This window comes from Streptomyces avermitilis MA-4680 = NBRC 14893, from assembly GCF_000009765.2.
Classification (GTDB): Bacteria; Actinomycetota; Actinomycetes; order Streptomycetales; family Streptomycetaceae; genus Streptomyces; species Streptomyces avermitilis.
The window spans coordinates 1995651-2014002 of record NC_003155.5 but is presented as its reverse complement, the minus strand read 5'-3'; the positions used below and the strand labels follow the sequence as shown (position 1 = coordinate 2014002).

At 71.2% G+C, this 18352-nt stretch carries 18 protein-coding genes and 1 riboswitch; of the genes, 14 read left to right on the top strand and 4 right to left on the bottom strand.

Annotated elements, in window-relative coordinates; translation table 11 throughout:
• Positions 1-84 precede the first annotated feature (84 nt).
• Positions 85-711 carry a helix-turn-helix domain-containing protein gene (locus SAVERM_RS08710; protein ID WP_010983083.1) on the top strand — a complete coding sequence of 209 codons (627 nt, stop codon included), beginning with the start codon at positions 85-87 and terminating at the stop codon, positions 709-711.
• A gap of 35 nt (positions 712-746) precedes the next feature.
• Positions 747-857: a DUF6126 family protein gene (locus SAVERM_RS08705; RefSeq protein WP_037646182.1), complete on the top strand. Its 111-nt coding sequence runs from the start codon at positions 747-749 to the stop codon at positions 855-857.
• 25 nt (positions 858-882) lie between these two features.
• On the opposite strand, the gene SAVERM_RS08700 is transcribed toward SAVERM_RS08705, so the two are convergent.
• Positions 883-1680, bottom strand: a complete 798-nt coding sequence (locus tag SAVERM_RS08700) for a tyrosine-protein phosphatase (protein WP_010983081.1) — start codon at positions 1678-1680, stop codon at positions 883-885.
• Between the two features lie 170 nt (positions 1681-1850).
• On the opposite strand from SAVERM_RS08700, the gene SAVERM_RS08695 reads away from it, so the two are divergent.
• From SAVERM_RS08695 to SAVERM_RS08680, 4 genes are all read left to right on the top strand, one after another.
• Positions 1851-3920: an alpha-galactosidase gene (locus SAVERM_RS08695; protein ID WP_037645890.1), complete on the top strand. Its 2070-nt coding sequence runs from the start codon at positions 1851-1853 to the stop codon at positions 3918-3920.
• Positions 3921-4228: 308 nt separating this feature from the next.
• Positions 4229-4383: riboswitch (cyclic di-AMP (ydaO/yuaA leader) on the top strand.
• 2 nt (positions 4384-4385) lie between these two features.
• Positions 4386-5291, top strand: coding sequence for a M23 family metallopeptidase (locus SAVERM_RS08690; protein WP_010983079.1), 906 nt, complete (start codon positions 4386-4388; stop codon positions 5289-5291).
• A 451-nt stretch (positions 5292-5742) separates the two neighbouring features.
• Positions 5743-6462, top strand: coding sequence for a DUF6250 domain-containing protein (locus tag SAVERM_RS08685; RefSeq protein WP_010983078.1), 720 nt, complete (start codon positions 5743-5745; stop codon positions 6460-6462).
• A 144-nt stretch (positions 6463-6606) separates the two neighbouring features.
• A complete protein-coding gene (locus SAVERM_RS08680) occupies positions 6607-7392 on the top strand; it encodes an SGNH/GDSL hydrolase family protein (protein WP_010983077.1) in 786 nt (261 codons plus the stop codon).
• Positions 7393-7470: 78 nt separating this feature from the next.
• On the opposite strand, the gene SAVERM_RS08675 is transcribed toward SAVERM_RS08680, so the two are convergent.
• The 3 genes from SAVERM_RS08675 to SAVERM_RS08665 form a co-directional block, all read right to left on the bottom strand.
• Complete coding sequence (locus SAVERM_RS08675; RefSeq protein WP_010983076.1) at positions 7471-8091, bottom strand: TetR/AcrR family transcriptional regulator; 621 nt, start codon at positions 8089-8091, stop codon at positions 7471-7473.
• 98 nt (positions 8092-8189) lie between these two features.
• Positions 8190-9368: a glutamate dehydrogenase gene (locus SAVERM_RS08670; RefSeq protein ID WP_010983075.1), complete on the bottom strand. Its 1179-nt coding sequence runs from the start codon at positions 9366-9368 to the stop codon at positions 8190-8192.
• Between the two features lie 177 nt (positions 9369-9545).
• Positions 9546-10136 (bottom strand): carboxymuconolactone decarboxylase family protein, encoded by a 591-nt coding sequence (locus SAVERM_RS08665; RefSeq protein ID WP_037645892.1) that lies wholly within the window; start codon positions 10134-10136, stop codon positions 9546-9548.
• 201 nt (positions 10137-10337) lie between these two features.
• Here SAVERM_RS08665 and SAVERM_RS08660 point away from each other — a divergent pair, with 201 nt between their 5' ends.
• The 8 genes from SAVERM_RS08660 to SAVERM_RS08625 all read left to right on the top strand — a co-directional run bounded on the left by SAVERM_RS08660 (position 10338) and on the right by SAVERM_RS08625 (position 18236).
• Positions 10338-11558: an MBL fold metallo-hydrolase gene (locus SAVERM_RS08660; protein ID WP_010983073.1), complete on the top strand. Its 1221-nt coding sequence runs from the start codon at positions 10338-10340 to the stop codon at positions 11556-11558.
• Between the two features lie 367 nt (positions 11559-11925).
• Entirely contained in the window at positions 11926-13479 is a 1554-nt protein-coding gene (locus SAVERM_RS08655; RefSeq protein WP_010983072.1) for a sensor histidine kinase, read from the top strand.
• 270 nt (positions 13480-13749) lie between these two features.
• A complete protein-coding gene (locus SAVERM_RS08650; RefSeq protein ID WP_010983071.1) occupies positions 13750-14184 on the top strand; it encodes a roadblock/LC7 domain-containing protein in 435 nt (144 codons plus the stop codon).
• Positions 14181-14558 (top strand): DUF742 domain-containing protein, encoded by a 378-nt coding sequence (locus SAVERM_RS08645; protein ID WP_037645894.1) that lies wholly within the window; start codon positions 14181-14183, stop codon positions 14556-14558. Before SAVERM_RS08650 ends, SAVERM_RS08645 begins: the two co-directional genes overlap by 4 nt.
• Complete coding sequence (locus SAVERM_RS08640) at positions 14536-15135, top strand: GTP-binding protein (protein WP_037645895.1); 600 nt, start codon at positions 14536-14538, stop codon at positions 15133-15135. Before SAVERM_RS08645 ends, SAVERM_RS08640 begins: the two co-directional genes overlap by 23 nt.
• Before the next feature lie 28 nt (positions 15136-15163).
• A complete protein-coding gene (locus tag SAVERM_RS08635) occupies positions 15164-15745 on the top strand; it encodes a GAF domain-containing protein (RefSeq protein WP_010983068.1) in 582 nt (193 codons plus the stop codon).
• A gap of 249 nt (positions 15746-15994) precedes the next feature.
• On the top strand, positions 15995-17023 hold the full coding sequence (gene tdh / locus SAVERM_RS08630; RefSeq protein ID WP_010983067.1) for an L-threonine 3-dehydrogenase: 1029 nt from the start codon (positions 15995-15997) through the stop codon (positions 17021-17023).
• Positions 17024-17042: 19 nt separating this feature from the next.
• Positions 17043-18236, top strand: coding sequence for a glycine C-acetyltransferase (locus SAVERM_RS08625; protein WP_037646184.1), 1194 nt, complete (start codon positions 17043-17045; stop codon positions 18234-18236).
• The last annotated feature ends 116 nt before the right edge of the window (positions 18237-18352 follow it).

Here is an 18352-nt window from a genome sequence, read left to right as displayed (position 1 = left end):
CCGACGTGAAGCGGTAGCCGTCAGGGATTTTGCCTGTGGGGCAAAAGATTTGTCCCACAGGCAAAACTCCGGCTCAATGGAGGTATGAGTTCCTCCGAGTCCGGGCCGGTCGAGGACCTGCCCGCCGTCGCACCACAGCTCCGCGCGCTGCGCCGCCGCGCCTCCCTGACGCTGGAGGTCGCGGCCCGCGCCGCCGGGCTCTCGCCGGCCCATCTCTCCCGGCTGGAGACAGGTCAGCGCCAGCCCTCGCTGCCGATGCTGCTCGCACTCGCTCGTATCTACGGTACGACCGTCTCCGAGCTGCTGGGCGAGACCGTAGGCGACCGGGACGCCGTCGTGCGCGCCGCCGACATGGAGCCGGCCGGAGCGGGTGGCTGGACGTACTGGCAGGCGGGCGCGGGCGGTCGCGCCATGCAGGCGCTGCGCGTGCACGTGCCGTACGGCACCCAGGGCGATGTCGTGCGCGTCCACCCCGGTGAGGAGTGGCTGTACGTCCTGAAGGGGCGGCTGCGGCTGCGCCTCGGCGACACCACACATCTGCTCGGGCCGGGCGACAGCGCGCACTTCGACTCGCTGACCCCGCACCGCCTCGCGGCAGCCGACCACGACGGGGCCGAGCTGCTCTTCCTTCACACCCTGCTGCAGAGCCCCGCCGCCACGCTGTGCCTCGGCCCGGCGACGGGACACCCGACGATGGGAGACACACCATGACAGAACAGCCCGAGTCCAGCCAGAACCGCAGGTCCATGGAGGAGAAGTTCCCGCGCGCGCTGTGGGTCCGGCTCATCATCTACATCGCGGTCGGTCACCTCTTCGCGGGCTTCATCTACCTGCTGTTCGAGCTGGGCGCGAAGTAGCCGGCCGCGCGCCCAGGGGGCGGTCTCAGTCGAGGAGCCGCTCGCGCAGCCGCTCCCGCAGCTCGGGCGTGATCTTCAGCCCCCGCTCCAGATATGTGTCGGTGTCGCCCCAGGTCTCCTCGATCGTCTCGAAGGCCGCCGCCAGGTACTCGGCCCGCGCCTCGAAGAGCGGGCTGAGCAGCTCCATCACCTCGGGGCTGTACGCCTGGGCCGCGCTGCTGGAGCGCCGCACCTTGTAGCGGCGGTGCGGGGCGTTCGACTCCAGGTAGTCGGCGACGATGGCATCGCGCTCCACGCCCACGGCCAGGAGCGCGACAGCTATCGACAGGCCCGCCCGGTCCTTGCCCGCCGCACAGTGCATCAGCGCGGGCACGCTCTCCTCGGCGAGCTCGCGCAGCACGCGCCCGTGCTCGGCCGTGCGCTCCTTGATGATCGTGCGGTAGGAGGTGATCATCCGGTTCGCGGCCTTGCCGTCCGCCAGGAGGCCGCGTAGCTGGTCCAGATCACCGTCACGGACCATCGTCCAGAATTCCGCGCCGTGCGCCGGGTCCGTCAGCGGGAAGTTCAGATTGCGCACGCCCGGCAGCTCGACGTCCGGCCCTTCGAGGCCGATGTCCGCGGCGTTGCGGAAGTCGAAGATCGTGTGCAGGTCGAGGGAGGCGAGGAACGCCGCGTCCTCGTCCGTGGCGTGCGCGAGATGGCCGCTGCGGTACAGCAGCCCGTGCCGCACTCGCCGGCCGTCCACGGTCGGCAGACCGCCCACATCGCGGAAGTTGCGCACTCCGGCCAGCTCGGGCTCGGTGGACGGGACCTGCTGCGTCACGAGGGCTCCTCCTGTTCGGCCCCGTCGAAGCGGCTCGTCGGCGGGCGCTTTCCCGACGATACGACATGGGTTCCTGAGGCAATGAGTTGTCCACAGGCGTTGCCCCCGAGGCCCGGATCCCTTGATGATGTTGATGCTTGAGTACATCTGTTGACATCTGTGGGGGCCTGATGGTTGAGATCGCCGAAGACCGACGTACGTGGCTTCTTTCGGGGCCCACGAGCAGCTACGCCGTGCATCTCACCGAGGGTCACGAACTGCTGCATCTGCACTGGGGCCCGCGGATCGCCCTCGCCGACGCCGAGGCCCTCGCCGCCCTCCCCGCCCCGGGCGGCTCGTCCTTCGAATCGCCGCTGGACGGGCGTGAGGAGTACCCGGTCGAGGGCGGCCCCCGCTTCGTACGCCCGGCGCTGTCCGTGCGCACCGACGAGCGCCGTGGCACCGAGTGGCGCTTCGAGGCGTACGAGACCGAAGGCGACGAGCTGCGGCTGCGGTTCGGCGACTCGGGGCTGGCCGTCACGCTGCACTACCGGATGCGGGACGACGTCGTCGAGCGCTGGGTGACGCTGGCCAACGACGGACCCGCCCTGGAGCTGCTGCGCGCCGACTCCGCCACCTGGACCCTGCCCGAGCGCGACGGCTGGCGGCTGTCCCAGCTGCACGGGCGCTGGGCGGCCGAGTCCCGCCTCGTACGCTCGGACCTCACCTACGGCGAGAAGATCATCGGCAGCCGGCGCGGGCACACCGGGCACCAGCATCTGCCGTGGGTCGCGCTCGATTGCGAGGCGACCGAGGAGAGCGGCGAGGTCTACGGCTGCGCGCTCGGCTGGTCCGGCTCCTGGCGCATCTCGGTGGCCCAACTCTCCGACGCGCGCGTGCAGATCACCGGCGGCGCGGGGTACGACGACTCGGGCCTGCTGCGCCTGGGGCCGGGGGAGTCGTTCACGACGCCCGTCTTCGCGGGGCTGTGGAGCGACGGCGGCTTCGGCGGCGCGAGCCGCGCCTGGCACGCGTACCAGCGGGCGTACGTCATCCCGGACGCGGACCAGGACCGTCCGGTGCTCTTCAATTCCTGGGAGGCCACCACCTTCGACATCTCCGAGGAACAGCAGGGGGCTCTCGCGCGGCGGGCCGCGGCGATGGGGGTCGAGCTGTTCGTGGTCGACGACGGCTGGTTCGGGGCGCGGACCGGCGACCGGGCCGGGCTCGGCGACTGGACGCCCAACCCCGACCGCTTCCCGGCCGGGCTCAAGCCGCTCGCCGACTACGTGCACGCGCTCGGCATGCAGTTCGGCATCTGGGTCGAGCCCGAGATGGTCAACCCGGACAGCGAGCTGTACCGCGCGCACCCGGACTGGGTGCAGTTCCAGCCGGGGCGGACCAGGACGGAATTCCGCAACCAGCTGGTCCTCAACCTCGCGCGCGAGGACGTCCAGCAGTGCCTCTGGGAGCAGCTCGACGGACTGCTGTCCAGCGCCCCCGTCGACTACGTGAAGTGGGACTTCAACCGCTGCTTCACGGACGCCGGCTGGCCTGGGGAGGCATATCCGCAGCGGCTCTGGGTCGATCATGTGCGCGCCCTGTACCGCCTGCTGGACCGGCTGCGGGCCGCGCATCCGGGGGTCGCCTTCGAGTCCTGCTCGGGCGGTGGCGGCCGGATCGACCTGGGCATCATGGCGCGTACGGACCAGGTGTGGACCTCCGACAACACCGACCCGCTCGACCGGCTCGCCATCCAGCACGGATTCAGCCAGATCCACCCCGCCCGGGTCATGGCCGCCTGGGTCACCGACAGCCCGAACACACAGCTCAACGGGCGAGTCAGCACGCTGCGCCTCCGGTTCGTCAGCGCCATGGCGGGAGTGCTCGGGGTCGGCGGCGATCTGGCCGAGTGGAGCGAGCGGGAACTCGTCGAGGCACGGGACTGGGTGAGTCTCTACAAGGAGATCCGGCCCGTCGTGCAGCGCGGGGACCTCTACCGGCTGCGGCCCCCGACGGGCGGGCTGAGCGCCGTGCAGTACGTCCACGGCGACGAGGCCGTCGTCCTCGCCTGGCTCCAGGCCCAGCACTACGGCGAGCCGGTCGCCCCGCTCCGGCTGCGCGGCCTCGACCCGGCAGCCACCTATGAATGCCGTGAAACGGGCGAAGTGCACCGAGGTGCCGTACTGCTGCATCACGGGCTGCGGACGGGGTTGCACGGGGACCTCGATGCGACGGTTGTTCGGCTACGTCGCATTTGAGCGTTCTGTCCCAAATGTAGGCTTCATTCGAACTCGCTCTGAAATGGGGCCTGCTGGGCTGAAGATGCGTGAGCAGCGTCATATCCGTGACGGTGCGTTATCGTCATGTTCACGTAATTCTCCTTTGTTCCAGCCGGTTTGGGAAAGGGGAAGGCCGTGCGTCGACGCAGGGTGACGGGCATTTCGCCCATGGATCAAGAGATGGGGGCACTCGGGAAACCCAACGCTTGTCGCTCCGCGCGGACTTCGTCTACGTTCGCCACCAATCCGGACGGAACGCCGAATCCTGCCGCCGCCCGGAACCCGCACACTCACCCGTGCCCGGCAGGAGCGGGGGACCCACAGGCAACAACGCCTGTTCCGGTCTCCGGAACAGGCTAGGGGTCAAGTCGCGCGCAAGCGCGGCCGGGCATCTCCAGCTCGCACCCGACAGCTCACCTCGCAGGCATCGGAGAGGAATGCACCATGCCCGCGAAGGGTAAGCACCGCCGCCCCAGGTCCCCGCGTTTCACCCGCTCGATCGCCGTCGCCGGAACCGGTGGCGCCGCGCTCGCGCTGCCGCTGATGGGGGCGACCGGCGCCCACGCCGCCACCCCGACGGCGGCCGTCTCCGGAAAGGTCTCCGCAGCCCCCGTTGCCGCGAAGCAGGGGGCCGCCGAGAAGAGCGGCACGAAGACGTATGCGGTGCGGGCGGGTGACTCCCTCTCGAAGATCGCCGACGAGCAGAGCGTCACCGGCGGCTGGAAGAAGCTCTACTCGGACAACCGCTCCGCCATCGGCGGCGACCCGACGCTGATCCACCCCGGTCTGAAGCTGACGATCGGCGCCAAGTCCGCGTCGAGCGCCGCCACGCAGTCGTCCACGGCGACGAAGCCGGCCACGGGGGTGAAGTCCGCCACGGCGAAGACCCCCGCGTCGAAGACGACCACGGCCACCCGGGCCGCGGACACCACCACCGGCGCCGGCTACACCCTGCCGGTCGACGGCGCCACCATCGGTACCGCCTACAAGACCGCGGGCAGCATGTGGTCCAGCGGGTACCACACCGGCGTCGACTTCGTGGTCCCGACCGGCACCACCATCAAGGCCGTCGCCGCGGGCACCGTCGTCTCGGCCGGCTGGGGCGGCGCGTACGGCAACGAGGTCGTCGTCCGGCACGCCGATGGCCAGTACTCGCAGTACGCCCACATGTCCCAGCTCTCCGTCTCCACGGGGCAGAGCGTGGCCGAGGGCCGGCAGCTGGGCCTCTCTGGTGCGACCGGCAATGTCACGGGACCGCACCTGCACTTCGAGATCCGTACGACCCCCTCCTACGGCTCGGACGTGGACCCGGTCGCTTACCTGCGCGCGCACGGCGTCGTCGTCGGCTGACCCGGCTGACCCGGCTGCTTCGCTCCTGAGGCCGGACCCCATCCCGGGGTCCGGCCTTCGGTTTGTCCGGCCTTCGGTCTGTCCTTTCGGTGTCCGGGCCTTCGGTCTGTCCGGGCCCGCCGCGGATGCGTGACCGGCCCCATGGCCGTGGCGGGTTCATGATCGGCGCATTGCGGTCGTGTGGCACGCGCGGGCAAGGCATCGACAGGTGGGTGTCGGTGGCACCAGAGTGACCTGCGCAAGCGCTTTCTGCCGCTTACGGAGGTCCCCGTGCCCGCGTCGACCGACGCACCGTCATCAAGGGCGCCGCAGTCGCAGCCGCGGCCGCCACCGCCCAGTTCTCCTGGGCCCTCGCCGACACCACGTGGGATGTGCCGGCGGCGCCGAAGGCGGAGAAGTGCACGGCGAGTGCCGAAGCCCGCCCTCACCACCACTGAAGGAGCCGCTTCCCATGACCACCACACGTAGAGCCTTCGGAGCCCTGGCCACCGGTGCCGCGCTGGCCGCGCTCGCCCCCGCCACGGCCGCGAGCGCCTCGCCGCACCACCGCGGGGGCCGGCTGATCGCCCACGACGACTTCCGGCACGGACTCGGCCGGTGGGCCACCGAACTCCAGGACGGCGGCACGGTCACCGCGGCCCGCGGCGTCCTGGAGATCGACGTGCCGAGCGGTGCCACGGTCTGGTTCAGGAAGCGGCTGGAAGGCCCGTACGTCATCGAGTACACGGCCACACCCGTCGATGCGGGGGGCGCCAACGACCGGGTCTCCGACCTCAACAACTTCTGGAACGCCGTCGACGTACGCTCCCCGGACGACCTCTTCGCCACCCCGCGGGGCGGCGCGCTCGCGGAGTACGACCACCTCAAGACGTACTACGTCGGGTACGGCGCCAACGCGAACACCACCACGCGGCTGCGCCGTTACGTCGGCGAGGCGGGCGTCCGGCCGCTGCTGTACGACTACACGCAACCGCTGCTCACGGCGAACGAGCCGAACCGCGTCCGGATCGTCTCGGACGGCTCCACCGTCCAGTGGTGGAACAACGGGCGGCCGGTCTTCGACCACAGCGACCCGGAGCCGTACACGAGCGGGCACTTCGCGTTCCGGACCACATGGAGCCACTTCCGGATCACGGGCTTCCGGGTGTGGCGGCTGTACAACCACGCCTGAGAGGCTGTTATTCCGCCGTTGACCCATACTTTATGAGTGGCTTATCTCACCACACGTCAACCCCTTCTTACGGTCGCGTAGCTCACAGCGGTAGGTGAATCATGGGCCGATGTGGCAGACGATTCGAAGAGTGACAACAGATCAGTGATCGGGTCGTACGTGGCGGTGGGGGACAGCTTCACCGAGGGCGTCGGCGACCCCGGTCCTGACGGGGCCTTCGTCGGTTGGGCCGACCGGTTCGCGGTACTTCTCGCGGACCGGCGGCCCGAGGGCGAATTCAACTACACCAATCTCGCCGTACGCGGCAAACTGCTCGACCAGATCGTCGAGGACCAGCTCCAGCGGGCCAAGGAGCTCGCGCCGGACATGGTCTCCTTCTGCGCGGGCGGCAACGACATCATCCGGCCCGGCACCGACCCCGACGAGGTCGCCGAGCGCTTCGAGCGCGCCGTCGCCGACCTCACCGCCGCCGTGGGCACCGTCCTGGTGACCACCGGCTTCGACACCCGAACCATGCCCGTGCTGAAGCATCTGCGCGGCAAGATCGCCACGTACAACGGGCACGTACGTGCCATCGCCGACCGGTACGGCTGCCCGGTCCTCGACCTGTGGTCCCTCAAGACCATCCAGGACCGGCGGGCCTGGGACAACGACCGGCTGCATCTGTCGCCCGAGGGGCACACCCGGGTCGCGCTGCGGGCAGGTCAGGTGCTCGGCCTCGACATCCCGGCCGATCCGGACCAGCCCTGGCCGCCGCTGCCGCCCCGCGGCACGTTCGAGGTGCGGCGCGACGACATCCACTGGGCACGCGAGTACCTGGTGCCGTGGATCGGGCGCAGGCTGCGCGGGGAGTCCTCCGGCGACCATGTCGCGGCGAAGGGGAGCCTGTCGCCGGACGACATCAAGATGCGGATCGCGGCGGCCGTCTGACGGCTCGCACGCGGTGTGCGCCGGGCACGGCCCGGGCCGAACGGCCCGGGCCGTGCCCGTGCCTGCGTTGAGGGCCGCTCAGCGTGTCGCCGCCGTCAACGCCGCGCGCTCCAGGCCCAGTTCACGCGCGAGCGCGTCGTCCACCCACTCCTGCGTGCGCGCCCGGGACACCGCGCCCGAGTACGCCGTCATCTGTACGGCGAGCCCGTCCAGCAGCGCGGTCAGCCGCAGCGCGGCGCCGGTGGGGTCCGGACAGCGGAACTCGCCCCCGGCCACGCCCTCCGCGATGACCTCCGTGATCGCGGCCTTCCACTGCCGGTCGAGATCCTGGGTGACCTCCCGCAGCGCGGGCTCACGCAGCGCCACGGCCCAGCCCTCGATCCACAGCCGCCAGCCCTTGGCCTGCCCGGTCGGCGCGTACCAGCGCACCGCGGTCCGCAGCCGGCGCAGCGCCGACGTCCGGCGGCCGAGCAGCTTGCGCAGATGGGCGAGATCGTCCTCGGCGGCATGGGCGAAGGCCTCGGCGACCAGCTTCTCCTTGGTCGAGAAGTGGTACAGCACCAGCGCGTTGCTCACCCCGAGCGCCGCCGCGACATCGGCGATCCGTACCGCCGCCACGCCCCGCGCCTCGATCTGCTCGATCGCCGCCCGCAGTAGTTCCTCGCGCCGCTCCGCCACGCTCAACCGCACTCTCGCCACGCGGCAACCCTACACAGCGGCCATGGCCGCCCACCGTGACAGGCGCCTGCGGGCCGGCAGTCGGGCCGTGCCCCGTGACGGGGCGTCGGCGACGGTCGTCAGCGGTACCACCCGAACCGTTCCGCGATCACCGGCAGCCGGTCGGCGACGATCGCGTGCGCGGCGGCGCGCGGTGTCGTTCCGTCGGCCTCCGCGCGGGCCAGCATCAGGTCGGTCAGCGCGCGCATGGAACGGCGCGTGCGGGCGAACGCCTCGTCCGCGTCGGCGTCGATGTCGCCGAACAGGGTCCACCACCACCATGCGTTCGTCCCGGAGTTGACGACGACGTCGGGCAGTACGGTGATCCCGCGTTCGGTGAGCAGTGCCTCCGCTTCGGGCAGTACGGGCATGTTGGCCGCCTCGACGATCCACCGGGCGCCGATCCGCCGCTGGTTCGTGGTGTCGACGACGTACGACACGGCCGCCGGCACCAGCACCTCGGCTTCGACGGACAGCCAGGCCTCGCCCGGCAGCTCCCGGTCGCCGGGGCGCAGCGCGGAGCGGTCGACCGTCCCGTACGCGTCGCGGGCCGCGAGCAGCGCCTCGACGTCGAGGCCCTCGGGGTTCGCGATCGTGCCCTTGACGTCGGCGACGGCGACGATCGTGAGCCCCGCGCGCGCGAGGAACCGCGCGGTCGCCCCGCCCATGGTGCCCAGTCCCTGCACGGCGACCCGCGTACCCGCGTACGGCACGGCGGCCCGGTCCAGGGCGGCCAGCAGGGACTCGGCGACCCCGCACCCGCCGACCAGCTCGTCGAGCCCGATCCCGTCCACCTCGACCGCGAAGGCGTCCGCGAGCCGCTTGCGCGCCGTGGCCTCGTCGTCGAGCAGGGGATACACGGCCTGAATGGACGAGACGAGCCCCGCCTCGGCCGCGGCCCGGTCGACGAGGTCCTGGGTGAGGCCGAGGTCCTCGCCGGTGGTCCAGCAGCTCTCGATGTACGGCCGCATGGCGCGCAGATAGCGCACGAGCAGGCCGTACGCCTCCGGCGAGCGCGGATCGCAGTCGATACCGCCCTTGGCGCCGCCCAGGGGGATGTAGCGGCCCTCGGGGTTGTAATGCAGGGCCTCCTTCATGGTCATGCCGCGGGCGAGCCCGGCGACCTCGTCCAGGGTGCAGCCCGGGCGCATCCGCAGTCCGCCGCTGGAGACTCCCCGCACGAGGCGGTCCACGACGAGGTACCCCTGCCGTCCGGTGACGTGGTCGGTCCACGCGAGCGTCATCAAGGGGGCGGTCATCGGGGCTCCTCGGGGAGGGGATCGGCGTCGGGCCGGGGAGCGGCGAGCGCCTCGGCGGGGGCGTCGACGACCTCACCCGGCCCGCACGCGCGCGCCGTCCAGGGCGGTCGGCAGGCCGGGGACGGGCAGGGCCGCTACTGAACTGTCAGTCAGTATCCGAAGAGGTGTCGGAGTCTGTCAATCTTGCCGCACGGCCCGGGGGGACGCCGTCCGCTCCTCGGCGCTCGGCACGTCGCAGGAGTCCTTGAAGCCCTGGCTTGTCAGCCCCAGCGCCGAATTGATGCGCGAACGCAGGTTCTCCACCGCCACCATCGCCGTCAGTTCGACGAAGGCCGGCTCGCCGAGCCGGTCGACGAGGCGGGCGGCGAGGTCGTCCTCCACGGCGGGCGGGGTGAGGGTCATCGCCTCGGCGTACTCCATGACGTCCCGCTCCAGGGGGGTGTACGCCGCACTGTCGCGCCACGACGGTACGTCGAGCAGCTTCTCCCGGGCCATCCCGCGCTCCCTGCTCACCCAGTAGCCGAAGTCCATGCACCAGGCGCAGCCGATCGTCGCGGCCGCCGTCATCTCGGCGAGCGCCTTCAGATCCGGGTCGAGCCGGTTCCACTTGGCCACCGACTGCTCGAAGCGCAGGTCCGCCCACAGCACGCGCGGATGGTGGGCGAGTGCCTTGCCGGGATCGAGGACCTTGCCGTACGTCCGCTTCGAATACCACTCCACGATGCGGAAGAAGAACGTGCGCCGCGGGGTTAGGGAGACACGGGCCACGGGGGCCACCTCCAGTACGTCGTCCGGGGCACTCCTGAGCGGGTGCCCTCGTTGGTACGACGGACGGGGCGTGGCGGATGTGACATCCAGGCCCGAACGACGCGCTGTGTGCCGGGACATCGCGCTGTGACACGCTCGACCCGGCGCTGTCAGAGGGGCCGACCATAATGGAAGGCCTGACCGACTCCACATGGAGGTGCCGTGACCGGTTTCCGTCTCCCGAGCTCCGGGCTCCGCGCAGTGCGGCCCGCCGCCTTCGGCGCGGATCCGAGCGGTGAGCGCCTGGAGCGCATCCGCAGATCACCCAATTTCGTGGACGGCTCCTTCGTGAACCCGGAGGGCACCCGCACCCGCCCCGCCGGCGGCTCCACGCTGGAGCTGGCGAAGGTGTTCCTCCGCAAGGAGGAGCGCACCCGCCGCTCCCCGGCCGGCACGGTCCCGGTGCACCCCACGACCTTCGCCGACCTCGCCAGGCCTCCGGCGAGCGGACTGCGGCTGACCTGGATGGGGCACTCCAGCGTGCTCGCCGAGATCGACGGCCACCGGGTGCTCTTCGACCCGGTCTGGGGCGAGCGCTGTTCCCCGTTCGACTTCGTCGGGCCCAAGCGGCTGCACCCCGTGCCGCTGCCGCTGGCCGCCCTCGGCCCGGTCGACGTCGTCGTCATCTCCCACGACCACTACGACCACCTGGACCTGCCCACGATCAAGGCCCTGGCCGGTACGGACACGGTCTTCGCGGTGCCGCTCGGCGTCGGCGCCCACCTGGAGCACTGGGGCGTCTCCCCGGACCGGCTGCGCGAGCTGGACTGGAACGAGTCGACGAAGGTGGGCGGCATCTCCCTGACCGCCACCCCCGCCCGTCACTTCTGCGGCCGCGGCCTGCGCAACGTCCAGCACACCCTCTGGGCCTCCTGGGCCGTCGCGGGCGACACCCACCGGATCTACCACAGCGGTGACACGGGTTACTTCGGAGGCTTCAAGGACATCGGTGCCGAACACGGCCCGTTCGACGCCACGATGATCCAGATCGGCGCGTTCAGTGAGTTCTGGCCCGACATTCATATGACCCCCGAGGAGGGCATGCGCGCCCACCTCGACCTTCAGGGCGGCCGGCCCGGCGGAGTGATGCTGCCGATCCACTGGGCGACGTTCAACCTGGCGCCGCACCCGTGGGTCGAGCCCGGCGAGGGGACGATCACCGCCGCCCGCGCGGCCGGCGCGCGCATCGCCCTGCCCCGCCCCGGCGAGCCCTTCGAACCCACGGCCGAGACCGTGCCGTCCGAGCCCTGGTGGCGCGGTGTGGCCGTTACCCCGCAGGGCGGGTGGCCCGCCGTCGGGCCGATCCCGGGCGATACGCCGCGTGACATCCCCGAGGGCGCCGTGGAGGGCACCGGAGAGCCGGAGACCGTCGCCGCGGGCTGAGTCACCGGCTCCGCGGGCTGGAAATCCGATCGACGGCGAGGGCCGAGGAGCACAGTGCTCCTCGGCCCTCGCCGTCTGCTCAAGACCGCTTCTGATCAGCTCTGATCGTTTTGGTACGTCAGGGGAACGTGGGTCGGGCGGGGTTATCGGTCTGCTGTGCGACGCCTCATACCAGAGCGGGACGCTTGCCATGGGACTTTGTCAACTGCCCACCGCACATGATGCGTTGCCGACTACTGTCAGTTGCCGTCGGGCGACGCAGGGCCGTTTTTTTCGGCTCTCTCGACCGACGCCGCGATGGCGCATGCCCGAGTCGCGCTGATCCGCGGGAGCCCACGCTCCCGACGCACCCAGTACGAGGACTCCGATGTCTCACCTCCGCGCACCGGCCGCACGCGCAGACCGCCGTGAGGGCGGGCGGCACGGACGGCCGGTCGCCCGCACCGTCCCCTCGCTGCCCGAGACCCACATACGGCCCCAGTTGCTGCGCCTGGCGGTACTGCCGCCCATCGCGGTGGCCCTCAGTGGCTGCGCCGCCGTGCTCTTCACCGTCCGCTCCACCGGCGCCCGGCCCGATCTCACCCTGTGGGCCGTGCTCGCCGGAGCCTTCGGCGTGGCCCTCGCGGGCATCGTGATCGCCGCCGTGGCCGCCGACCGCGCCGCCAGGTCCGTACGCGACCGCCTCGGCGCCCTGCGCGCCGACGGCGCCCGCGGCGAGGCCGAGCTGCGCGCGCTCGTCGAGACGCTGCGCCGTGGCGAGGCGCCGCCCGTCCGCGCCCCCCGTGCGGCGCCCGCGGCGGACGCCGACGAGTTCGAGCTGGTCGCGGCCGAGCTGGCGCGCGCCCACGACGGCGCCGTCACCGCCGTCGTGCAGGCCGCGCAGCTCTCCAGCCAGGCGGGCAGCGAACAGAAGGTCGAGGTCTTCGTCAATCTCGCCCGGCGCCTCCAGTCGCTCGTGCACCGCGAGATCTCGATCCTCGACGAGCTGGAGAACGAGATCGAGGACCCGGACCTGCTCAAGGGCCTCTTCCACGTCGACCACCTCGCCACCCGCATCCGGCGCCACGCCGAGAACCTCGCCGTGCTCGGCGGCGCCGTCTCGCGCCGGCAGTGGAGCAAGCCCGTCTCCATGACGGAGGTGCTGCGCTCCGCGATCGCCGAGGTCGAGCAGTACTCGCGGGTCAAGCTGGTGCCGCCGATCGACGGCACTCTGCGCGGGCACGCCGTCGCCGACGTCATCCATCTGCTGGCCGAACTCGTCGAGAACGCCACGGTGTTCTCGGCCCCGCACACCCAGGTGCTGCTGCGCGTCAACCTCGTCACCTCGGGGCTCGCCGTCGAGGTCGAGGACCGCGGCCTCGGCATGCCGCTCAGCGAACAGAACAAGATGAACACCCTGCTCACCGACCCCGACCAGGTGAACGTCGCCAGCCTGCTCCAGGACGGCCGCATCGGCCTGTTCGTGGTCTCGCAGCTCGCGCGCCGGCACGGCATCCACGTGCGGCTGCAGAGCAACATCTACGGCGGCGTCCAGGCGGTGCTCGTCGTACCGCAGGAACTGCTGGGCGCGGTGCCCGGCGGACCCGGTGAAGCACCGCGGACGCTGCCCCAGGGCATGAACGGCGGGGCGGCCGCGCAGGCGGTGACCGGAGGCGGACAGCAGACGCAGTCACGGACTCCGCAGGCCCCGGGGACCCTCCAGACCCCGCAGAATCCGCCGCCGGGCCCAGGAGCACATCGCGCCCCAACTCCGCGACGGCCCCCCGCCGTTGCCCCGCCAGGACGCCGGCCGGTACATCGGACACGACCCCGGCCTGATGGCGGCGTTCCAACGCGGCATCGGACTCGCCGAGGCGCAGCAGCAGTTGGAGACGGTCCCGTCGGCGCCGGACGCGGCCCCCGAGCCGTACAGGGCCCATGAGCCGTACCCGGCCCCCGAGTCGTACACCGCCCCCGAGCCGTACGCGACTCCGGAGCCGACGGGCATCGGCGTGCCCCACATCAACACGCCCATGGAACCCGTCCCTCCCATGGATCCGGCACACATAGCCGAGGCGCACGCGGGTCACGCGCCCGCGCCCGGACATGACCTCACCCCCCGGCACGACGGGAGCGCACCCGCCGGATGAACACCCCACCCCCCACCCCCTCCGCTCCCGCGGACCCTCGTACCTCAAGGAGTCGATCCATCATGGCGAGCGATGCCCCGACCGGCCATGTATCCGATCTCGACTGGCTGATGAGCGGCCTCGTGCAGCGCGTACCGCACACCACGAGCGCGGTTCTCCTCTCCTGCGACGGCCTCGTGAAGTCGGTCCACGGCCTCGACCCGGACAGCGCCGACCACATGGCAGCCCTGGCCTCCGGCCTCTACTCCCTCGGCCGCAGCGCGGGCATCCGCTTCGGGGACGGCGGAGACGTACGGCAGGTCGTCGTCGAACTCGACTCGACCCTGCTGTTCGTGTCCACCGCGGGTTCCGGCACCTGTCTCGCCGTGCTCGCGGGCCGCGAGGCCGACGCGGCGGTCCTCGGCTACGAGATGGCGATGCTGGTCAAGAGCGTGCGGCCGTATCTGATGACGGCGCCCCGGCAGGCCGCCGCGCAGCCCCCGGCGATGCGGCCTTGAACGCGGCCGCGGCCGGTGATGGGCCCTGGCTCGATGACGCGGCCGGACGCCTCGTGCGCCCGTACACGGTCAGCAACGGCAGGACACGGCCGACCACGGCGCTCGATCTCCTGTCGCAGGTGATGGCCACCGGGGTCACCCCCCTCGGCTACCTCGGCCCCGAGCACACCCAGGCACTCGAACTGTGCCGGGCGCCCGTCTCGGTCGCCGAGGTGGCCGCCCATCTGAAGCTGCCGGCGGCGGTCACCAAGGTGCTGCTGTCCGACCTCGTCGACTGCGGGGCGCTCACCACGAAACCCCCGGAGTTCTACCACAACCCCACTGACCGGTCTCTTCTGGAGGCAGTGCTCGATGGACTACGACGACAGCTCTGATCCCTTCCCCACCGCGTTGAAAATCCTGGTGGCCGGAGGGTTCGGAGTCGGCAAGACGACCTTCGTCGGCGCGGTGAGCGAGATCGCGCCGCTCAGCACGGAGGAGCTGCTCACCACGGTCGGCGCCGCGACCGACAATCTCGACGGGATCGAGAACAAGGTCGAGACGACCGTGGCGATGGACTTCGGCCGCATCACCCTCGACCCCGAACACGTGCTCTACCTGTTCGGCACGCCCGGACAGCAGCGGTTCTGGTTCATGTGGGACGAACTCTCCGAGGGTGCGCTCGGCGCGGTGATCCTCGCCGACACCCGTCGACTGGAGGACTGTTTCGCCGCCGTCGACTTCTTCGAGCAGCGTGGTCTTGCCTTCATCGTGGCGATCAACGACTTCGACGGCGGCTACCGGTACGACCCCGCGGAGGTACGCGCGGCCATCGACCTGGACCCGCACATTCCCGTCGTGCGCTGCGACGCCCGGATCTCCAGCTCGGGCGTACAGACCCTGCTCACGCTCGTACGGCATCTCCTCGCCCACGCCCCGGCGACCGCCCCGAGCCACGGAGCCCACACATGAGCCGCGTCGTCGGCCGCGGAGCCCGCGGATGAGCTACGACCCACCGCGTCCGATCGGCCGGCTGCTGCTGACGCCCGAGGACAAGGACGCCCCCGAGCGCGTACGACGGCTGCGCCGCCTCGGGCTCGGCGAACGCCCGGAGCCCGTCTTCGACGCCTTCGCGGACCGGCTCGCGGAGGTCGCGGCGGTGCCGTACGCGATGGTCAACTTCATCGACGAGAACCGGCAGTTCTTCGCGGGCCTGCACGCACCCGACGGCACGGGGTCGGGCGGTCGGCCCGCCGCGGACGGCGCGGAACCACCCGACGTGCGCCGCTACATGGCCCGCGACTACGGCTTCTGCCCCCATGTCGTGGTCCGGCGCAAGGCTCTCGTCCTGGAGGACGTCTGCGACTACCCCCGCTTCGCCGGGAACCCGGTCGTCGACGAGATCGGCATCCGCTCTTACCTCGGCGCCCCGCTCATCGACCGCACGGGTATCGCCCTCGGCACGATCTGCGTCGTCGACATCGAGCCGCGCCCGTGGGGGAGAGCCGGCCTGGAGACCATCAAGGCGCTGGCGGCGGAGCTGGTCGAGCAGATCGGACGGCGGGAGAGCGGCGGGATCTGAGGGCGGCCGGGGGTCAGCCGCCCGGGCACGCCGAGGCGGGCCGGACAGCCGTGGCCGGAAGGAAACGGCTGAGGTGTGAAGGAAAGCTGTGGCGGCGCTTAAGAAAACCTCGATGGACCCGGGGCGGTGCCGTACGGCAGATTTCTGAGGGATTTCCACCCCTTGGATTCAACCTCTTGGATTCACCCCTCCCCGGCACGGGCTTCTTCGGCATGCCCTGCTCCGGGACCTCACCACAGGAGCCACAGCTTGAAGGCGCTGGTCAAGGAGAAGGCGGAGCCCGGGCTCTGGCTCATGGACGTCCCGGAGCCCGAGATCGGGCCCGGCGACGTACTGATCAAGGTCCTCAGGACCGGGATCTGCGGCACCGACCTGCACATCCGGTCCTGGGACGGCTGGGCGCAGCAAGCCGTCCGTACCCCGCTCGTGCTCGGTCACGAGTTCGTCGGTGAGGTCGTCGAGACCGGCCGCGACGTCGTCGACATCAAGGCCGGTGACCGGGTCAGCGGCGAGGGCCACCTGGTCTGCGGCAAGTGCCGCAACTGCCAGGCCGGACGCCGTCATCTGTGCCGTGCGACGGTCGGGCTCGGCGTCGGCCGGGACGGGGCGTTCGCCGAGTACGTGGCCCTGCCCGCGGCCAACGTCTGGGTGCACCGCGTTCCCGTCGACCTCGACGTGGCCGCGATCTTCGACCCGTTCGGCAACGCCGTGCACACGGCCCTGTCCTTCCCGCTGGTCGGCGAGGACGTGCTCATCACCGGGGCGGGCCCGATCGGCCTGATGGCGGCCGCCGTGGCCCGTCACGCCGGCGCCCGCAACGTCATGATCACCGACGTCAGCGAGGAGCGCCTGGAACTCGCCCGCAAGATCGGCGTGAGCCTCGCCCTGAACGTCGCCGACACGACCATCGCCGACGGCCAGCGCGCGCTCGGCCTGCGCGAGGGCTTCGACATCGGTCTGGAGATGTCCGGCCGCCCCGAGGCCATGCGCGACATGATCGCCAACATGACGCACGGCGGCCGCATCGCCATGCTCGGTCTGCCGTCCCAGGAGTTCCCCGTCGACTGGGCCCGGATCGTCACCTCCATGATCACGATCAAGGGCATCTACGGCCGCGAGATGTTCGAGACCTGGTACGCGATGTCCGTCCTCCTCGAAGGCGGCCTCGACCTCGCTCCCGTGATCACCGGCCGGTACGGCTACCGCGACTACGAGGCGGCGTTCGCCGACGCGGCGAGCGGCCGCGGCGGCAAGGTCATCCTCGACTGGACCCTCTGAGGACTCTAAGGAACTGATGATGTTCGATTCCGTACGCGACGATCTGCGCACCACCCTCGACGAGATCCGGACCGCCGGTCTGCACAAGCCCGAGCGCGTCATCGGCACCCCGCAGTCCGCCACCGTGAGTGTCACGGCGGGCGGCCGCCCCGGCGAGGTCCTCAACTTCTGCGCGAACAACTACCTCGGCCTCGCCGACCATCCCGAGGTCATCGCCGCCGCCCACGAGGCGCTCGACCGCTGGGGCTACGGCATGGCCTCCGTGCGCTTCATCTGCGGTACGCAGGAGGTGCACAAGGAGCTGGAGCGGCGGCTGTCCGCATTCCTCGGCCAGGAGGACACGATCCTCTACTCCTCCTGCTTCGACGCCAACGGAGGCGTCTTCGAAACCCTCCTCGGCGCCGAGGACGCGGTCATCTCCGACGCCCTCAACCACGCGTCGATCATCGACGGGATCCGGCTGTCCAAGGCCCGCCGCTTCCGGTACGCGAACCGCGACATGGCCGATCTGGAGCGACAGCTGAAGGAGGCTTCGGGTGCCCGGCGCCGGCTGATCGTCACCGACGGCGTCTTCTCCATGGACGGCTACGTGGCCCCGCTGCGGGAGATCTGCGACCTCGCCGACCGCTACGACGCGATGGTCATGGTCGACGACTCGCACGCGGTCGGCTTCGTCGGCCCCGGCGGACGCGGCACTCCTGAGCTGCACGGCGTGATGGACCGCGTCGACATCATCACCGGCACCCTCGGCAAGGCGCTCGGCGGCGCGTCCGGCGGTTACGTCGCCGCCCGTGCCGAGATCGTCGCCCTGCTGCGCCAGCGCTCGCGCCCGTACCTCTTCTCGAACACGCTCGCTCCGGTGATCGCGGCGGCCTCCCTCAAGGTTCTGGACCTGCTGGAGTCGGCGGACGACCTGCGCGTGCGGCTCGCCGAGAACACCGCGCTGTTCCGTTCCCGGATGACGGAGGAGGGCTTCGACATCCTCCCCGGCGACCATGCGATCGCGCCGGTCATGATCGGCGACGCGGCCGTGGCCGGCCGCCTGGCCGAGCTGCTCCTGGAGCGCGGCGTCTACGTCATCGGCTTCTCGTACCCGGTGGTCCCGCAGGGGCAGGCCCGCATCCGCGTCCAGCTGTCCGCCGCGCACTCGACGGACGACGTGAACCGGGCCGTGGACGCCTTCGTGTCCGCGCGCGCGGAGCTGGAGGCCTGAGCTTGGAGGCCTGAGCGTGGAGGTCTGAGCTTGGAGGCTTGAGCAGGGGGCGGCGACCCGGTTCGCCCGACGTGGGGGAGGCCCCGGTCTGAGGCGACGCGACGCGACGCGACGGA

Bases quoted from the DNA above. Each gene is read 5' to 3' on its own strand.
- SAVERM_RS08710 (WP_010983083.1), top strand. From the start codon at position 85: ATGAGTTCCTCCGAGTCCGGGCCGGTCGAGGACCTGCCCGCCGTCGCA.
- SAVERM_RS08705 (WP_037646182.1), top strand. From the start codon at position 747: ATGGAGGAGAAGTTCCCGCGCGCGCTGTGGGTCCGGCTCATCATCTAC.
- SAVERM_RS08695 (WP_037645890.1), top strand. From the start codon at position 1,851: ATGGTTGAGATCGCCGAAGACCGACGTACGTGGCTTCTTTCGGGGCCC.
- SAVERM_RS08690 (WP_010983079.1), top strand. From the start codon at position 4,386: ATGCCCGCGAAGGGTAAGCACCGCCGCCCCAGGTCCCCGCGTTTCACC.
- SAVERM_RS08685 (WP_010983078.1), top strand. From the start codon at position 5,743: ATGACCACCACACGTAGAGCCTTCGGAGCCCTGGCCACCGGTGCCGCG.
- SAVERM_RS08670 (WP_010983075.1), bottom strand. From the start codon at position 9,368: ATGACCGCCCCCTTGATGACGCTCGCGTGGACCGACCACGTCACCGGA.
- SAVERM_RS08655 (WP_010983072.1), top strand. From the start codon at position 11,926: ATGTCTCACCTCCGCGCACCGGCCGCACGCGCAGACCGCCGTGAGGGC.
- SAVERM_RS08650 (WP_010983071.1), top strand. From the start codon at position 13,750: ATGGCGAGCGATGCCCCGACCGGCCATGTATCCGATCTCGACTGGCTG.
- SAVERM_RS08640 (WP_037645895.1), top strand. From the start codon at position 14,536: ATGGACTACGACGACAGCTCTGATCCCTTCCCCACCGCGTTGAAAATC.
- SAVERM_RS08635 (WP_010983068.1), top strand. From the start codon at position 15,164: ATGAGCTACGACCCACCGCGTCCGATCGGCCGGCTGCTGCTGACGCCC.
- SAVERM_RS08625 (WP_037646184.1), top strand. From the start codon at position 17,043: ATGTTCGATTCCGTACGCGACGATCTGCGCACCACCCTCGACGAGATC.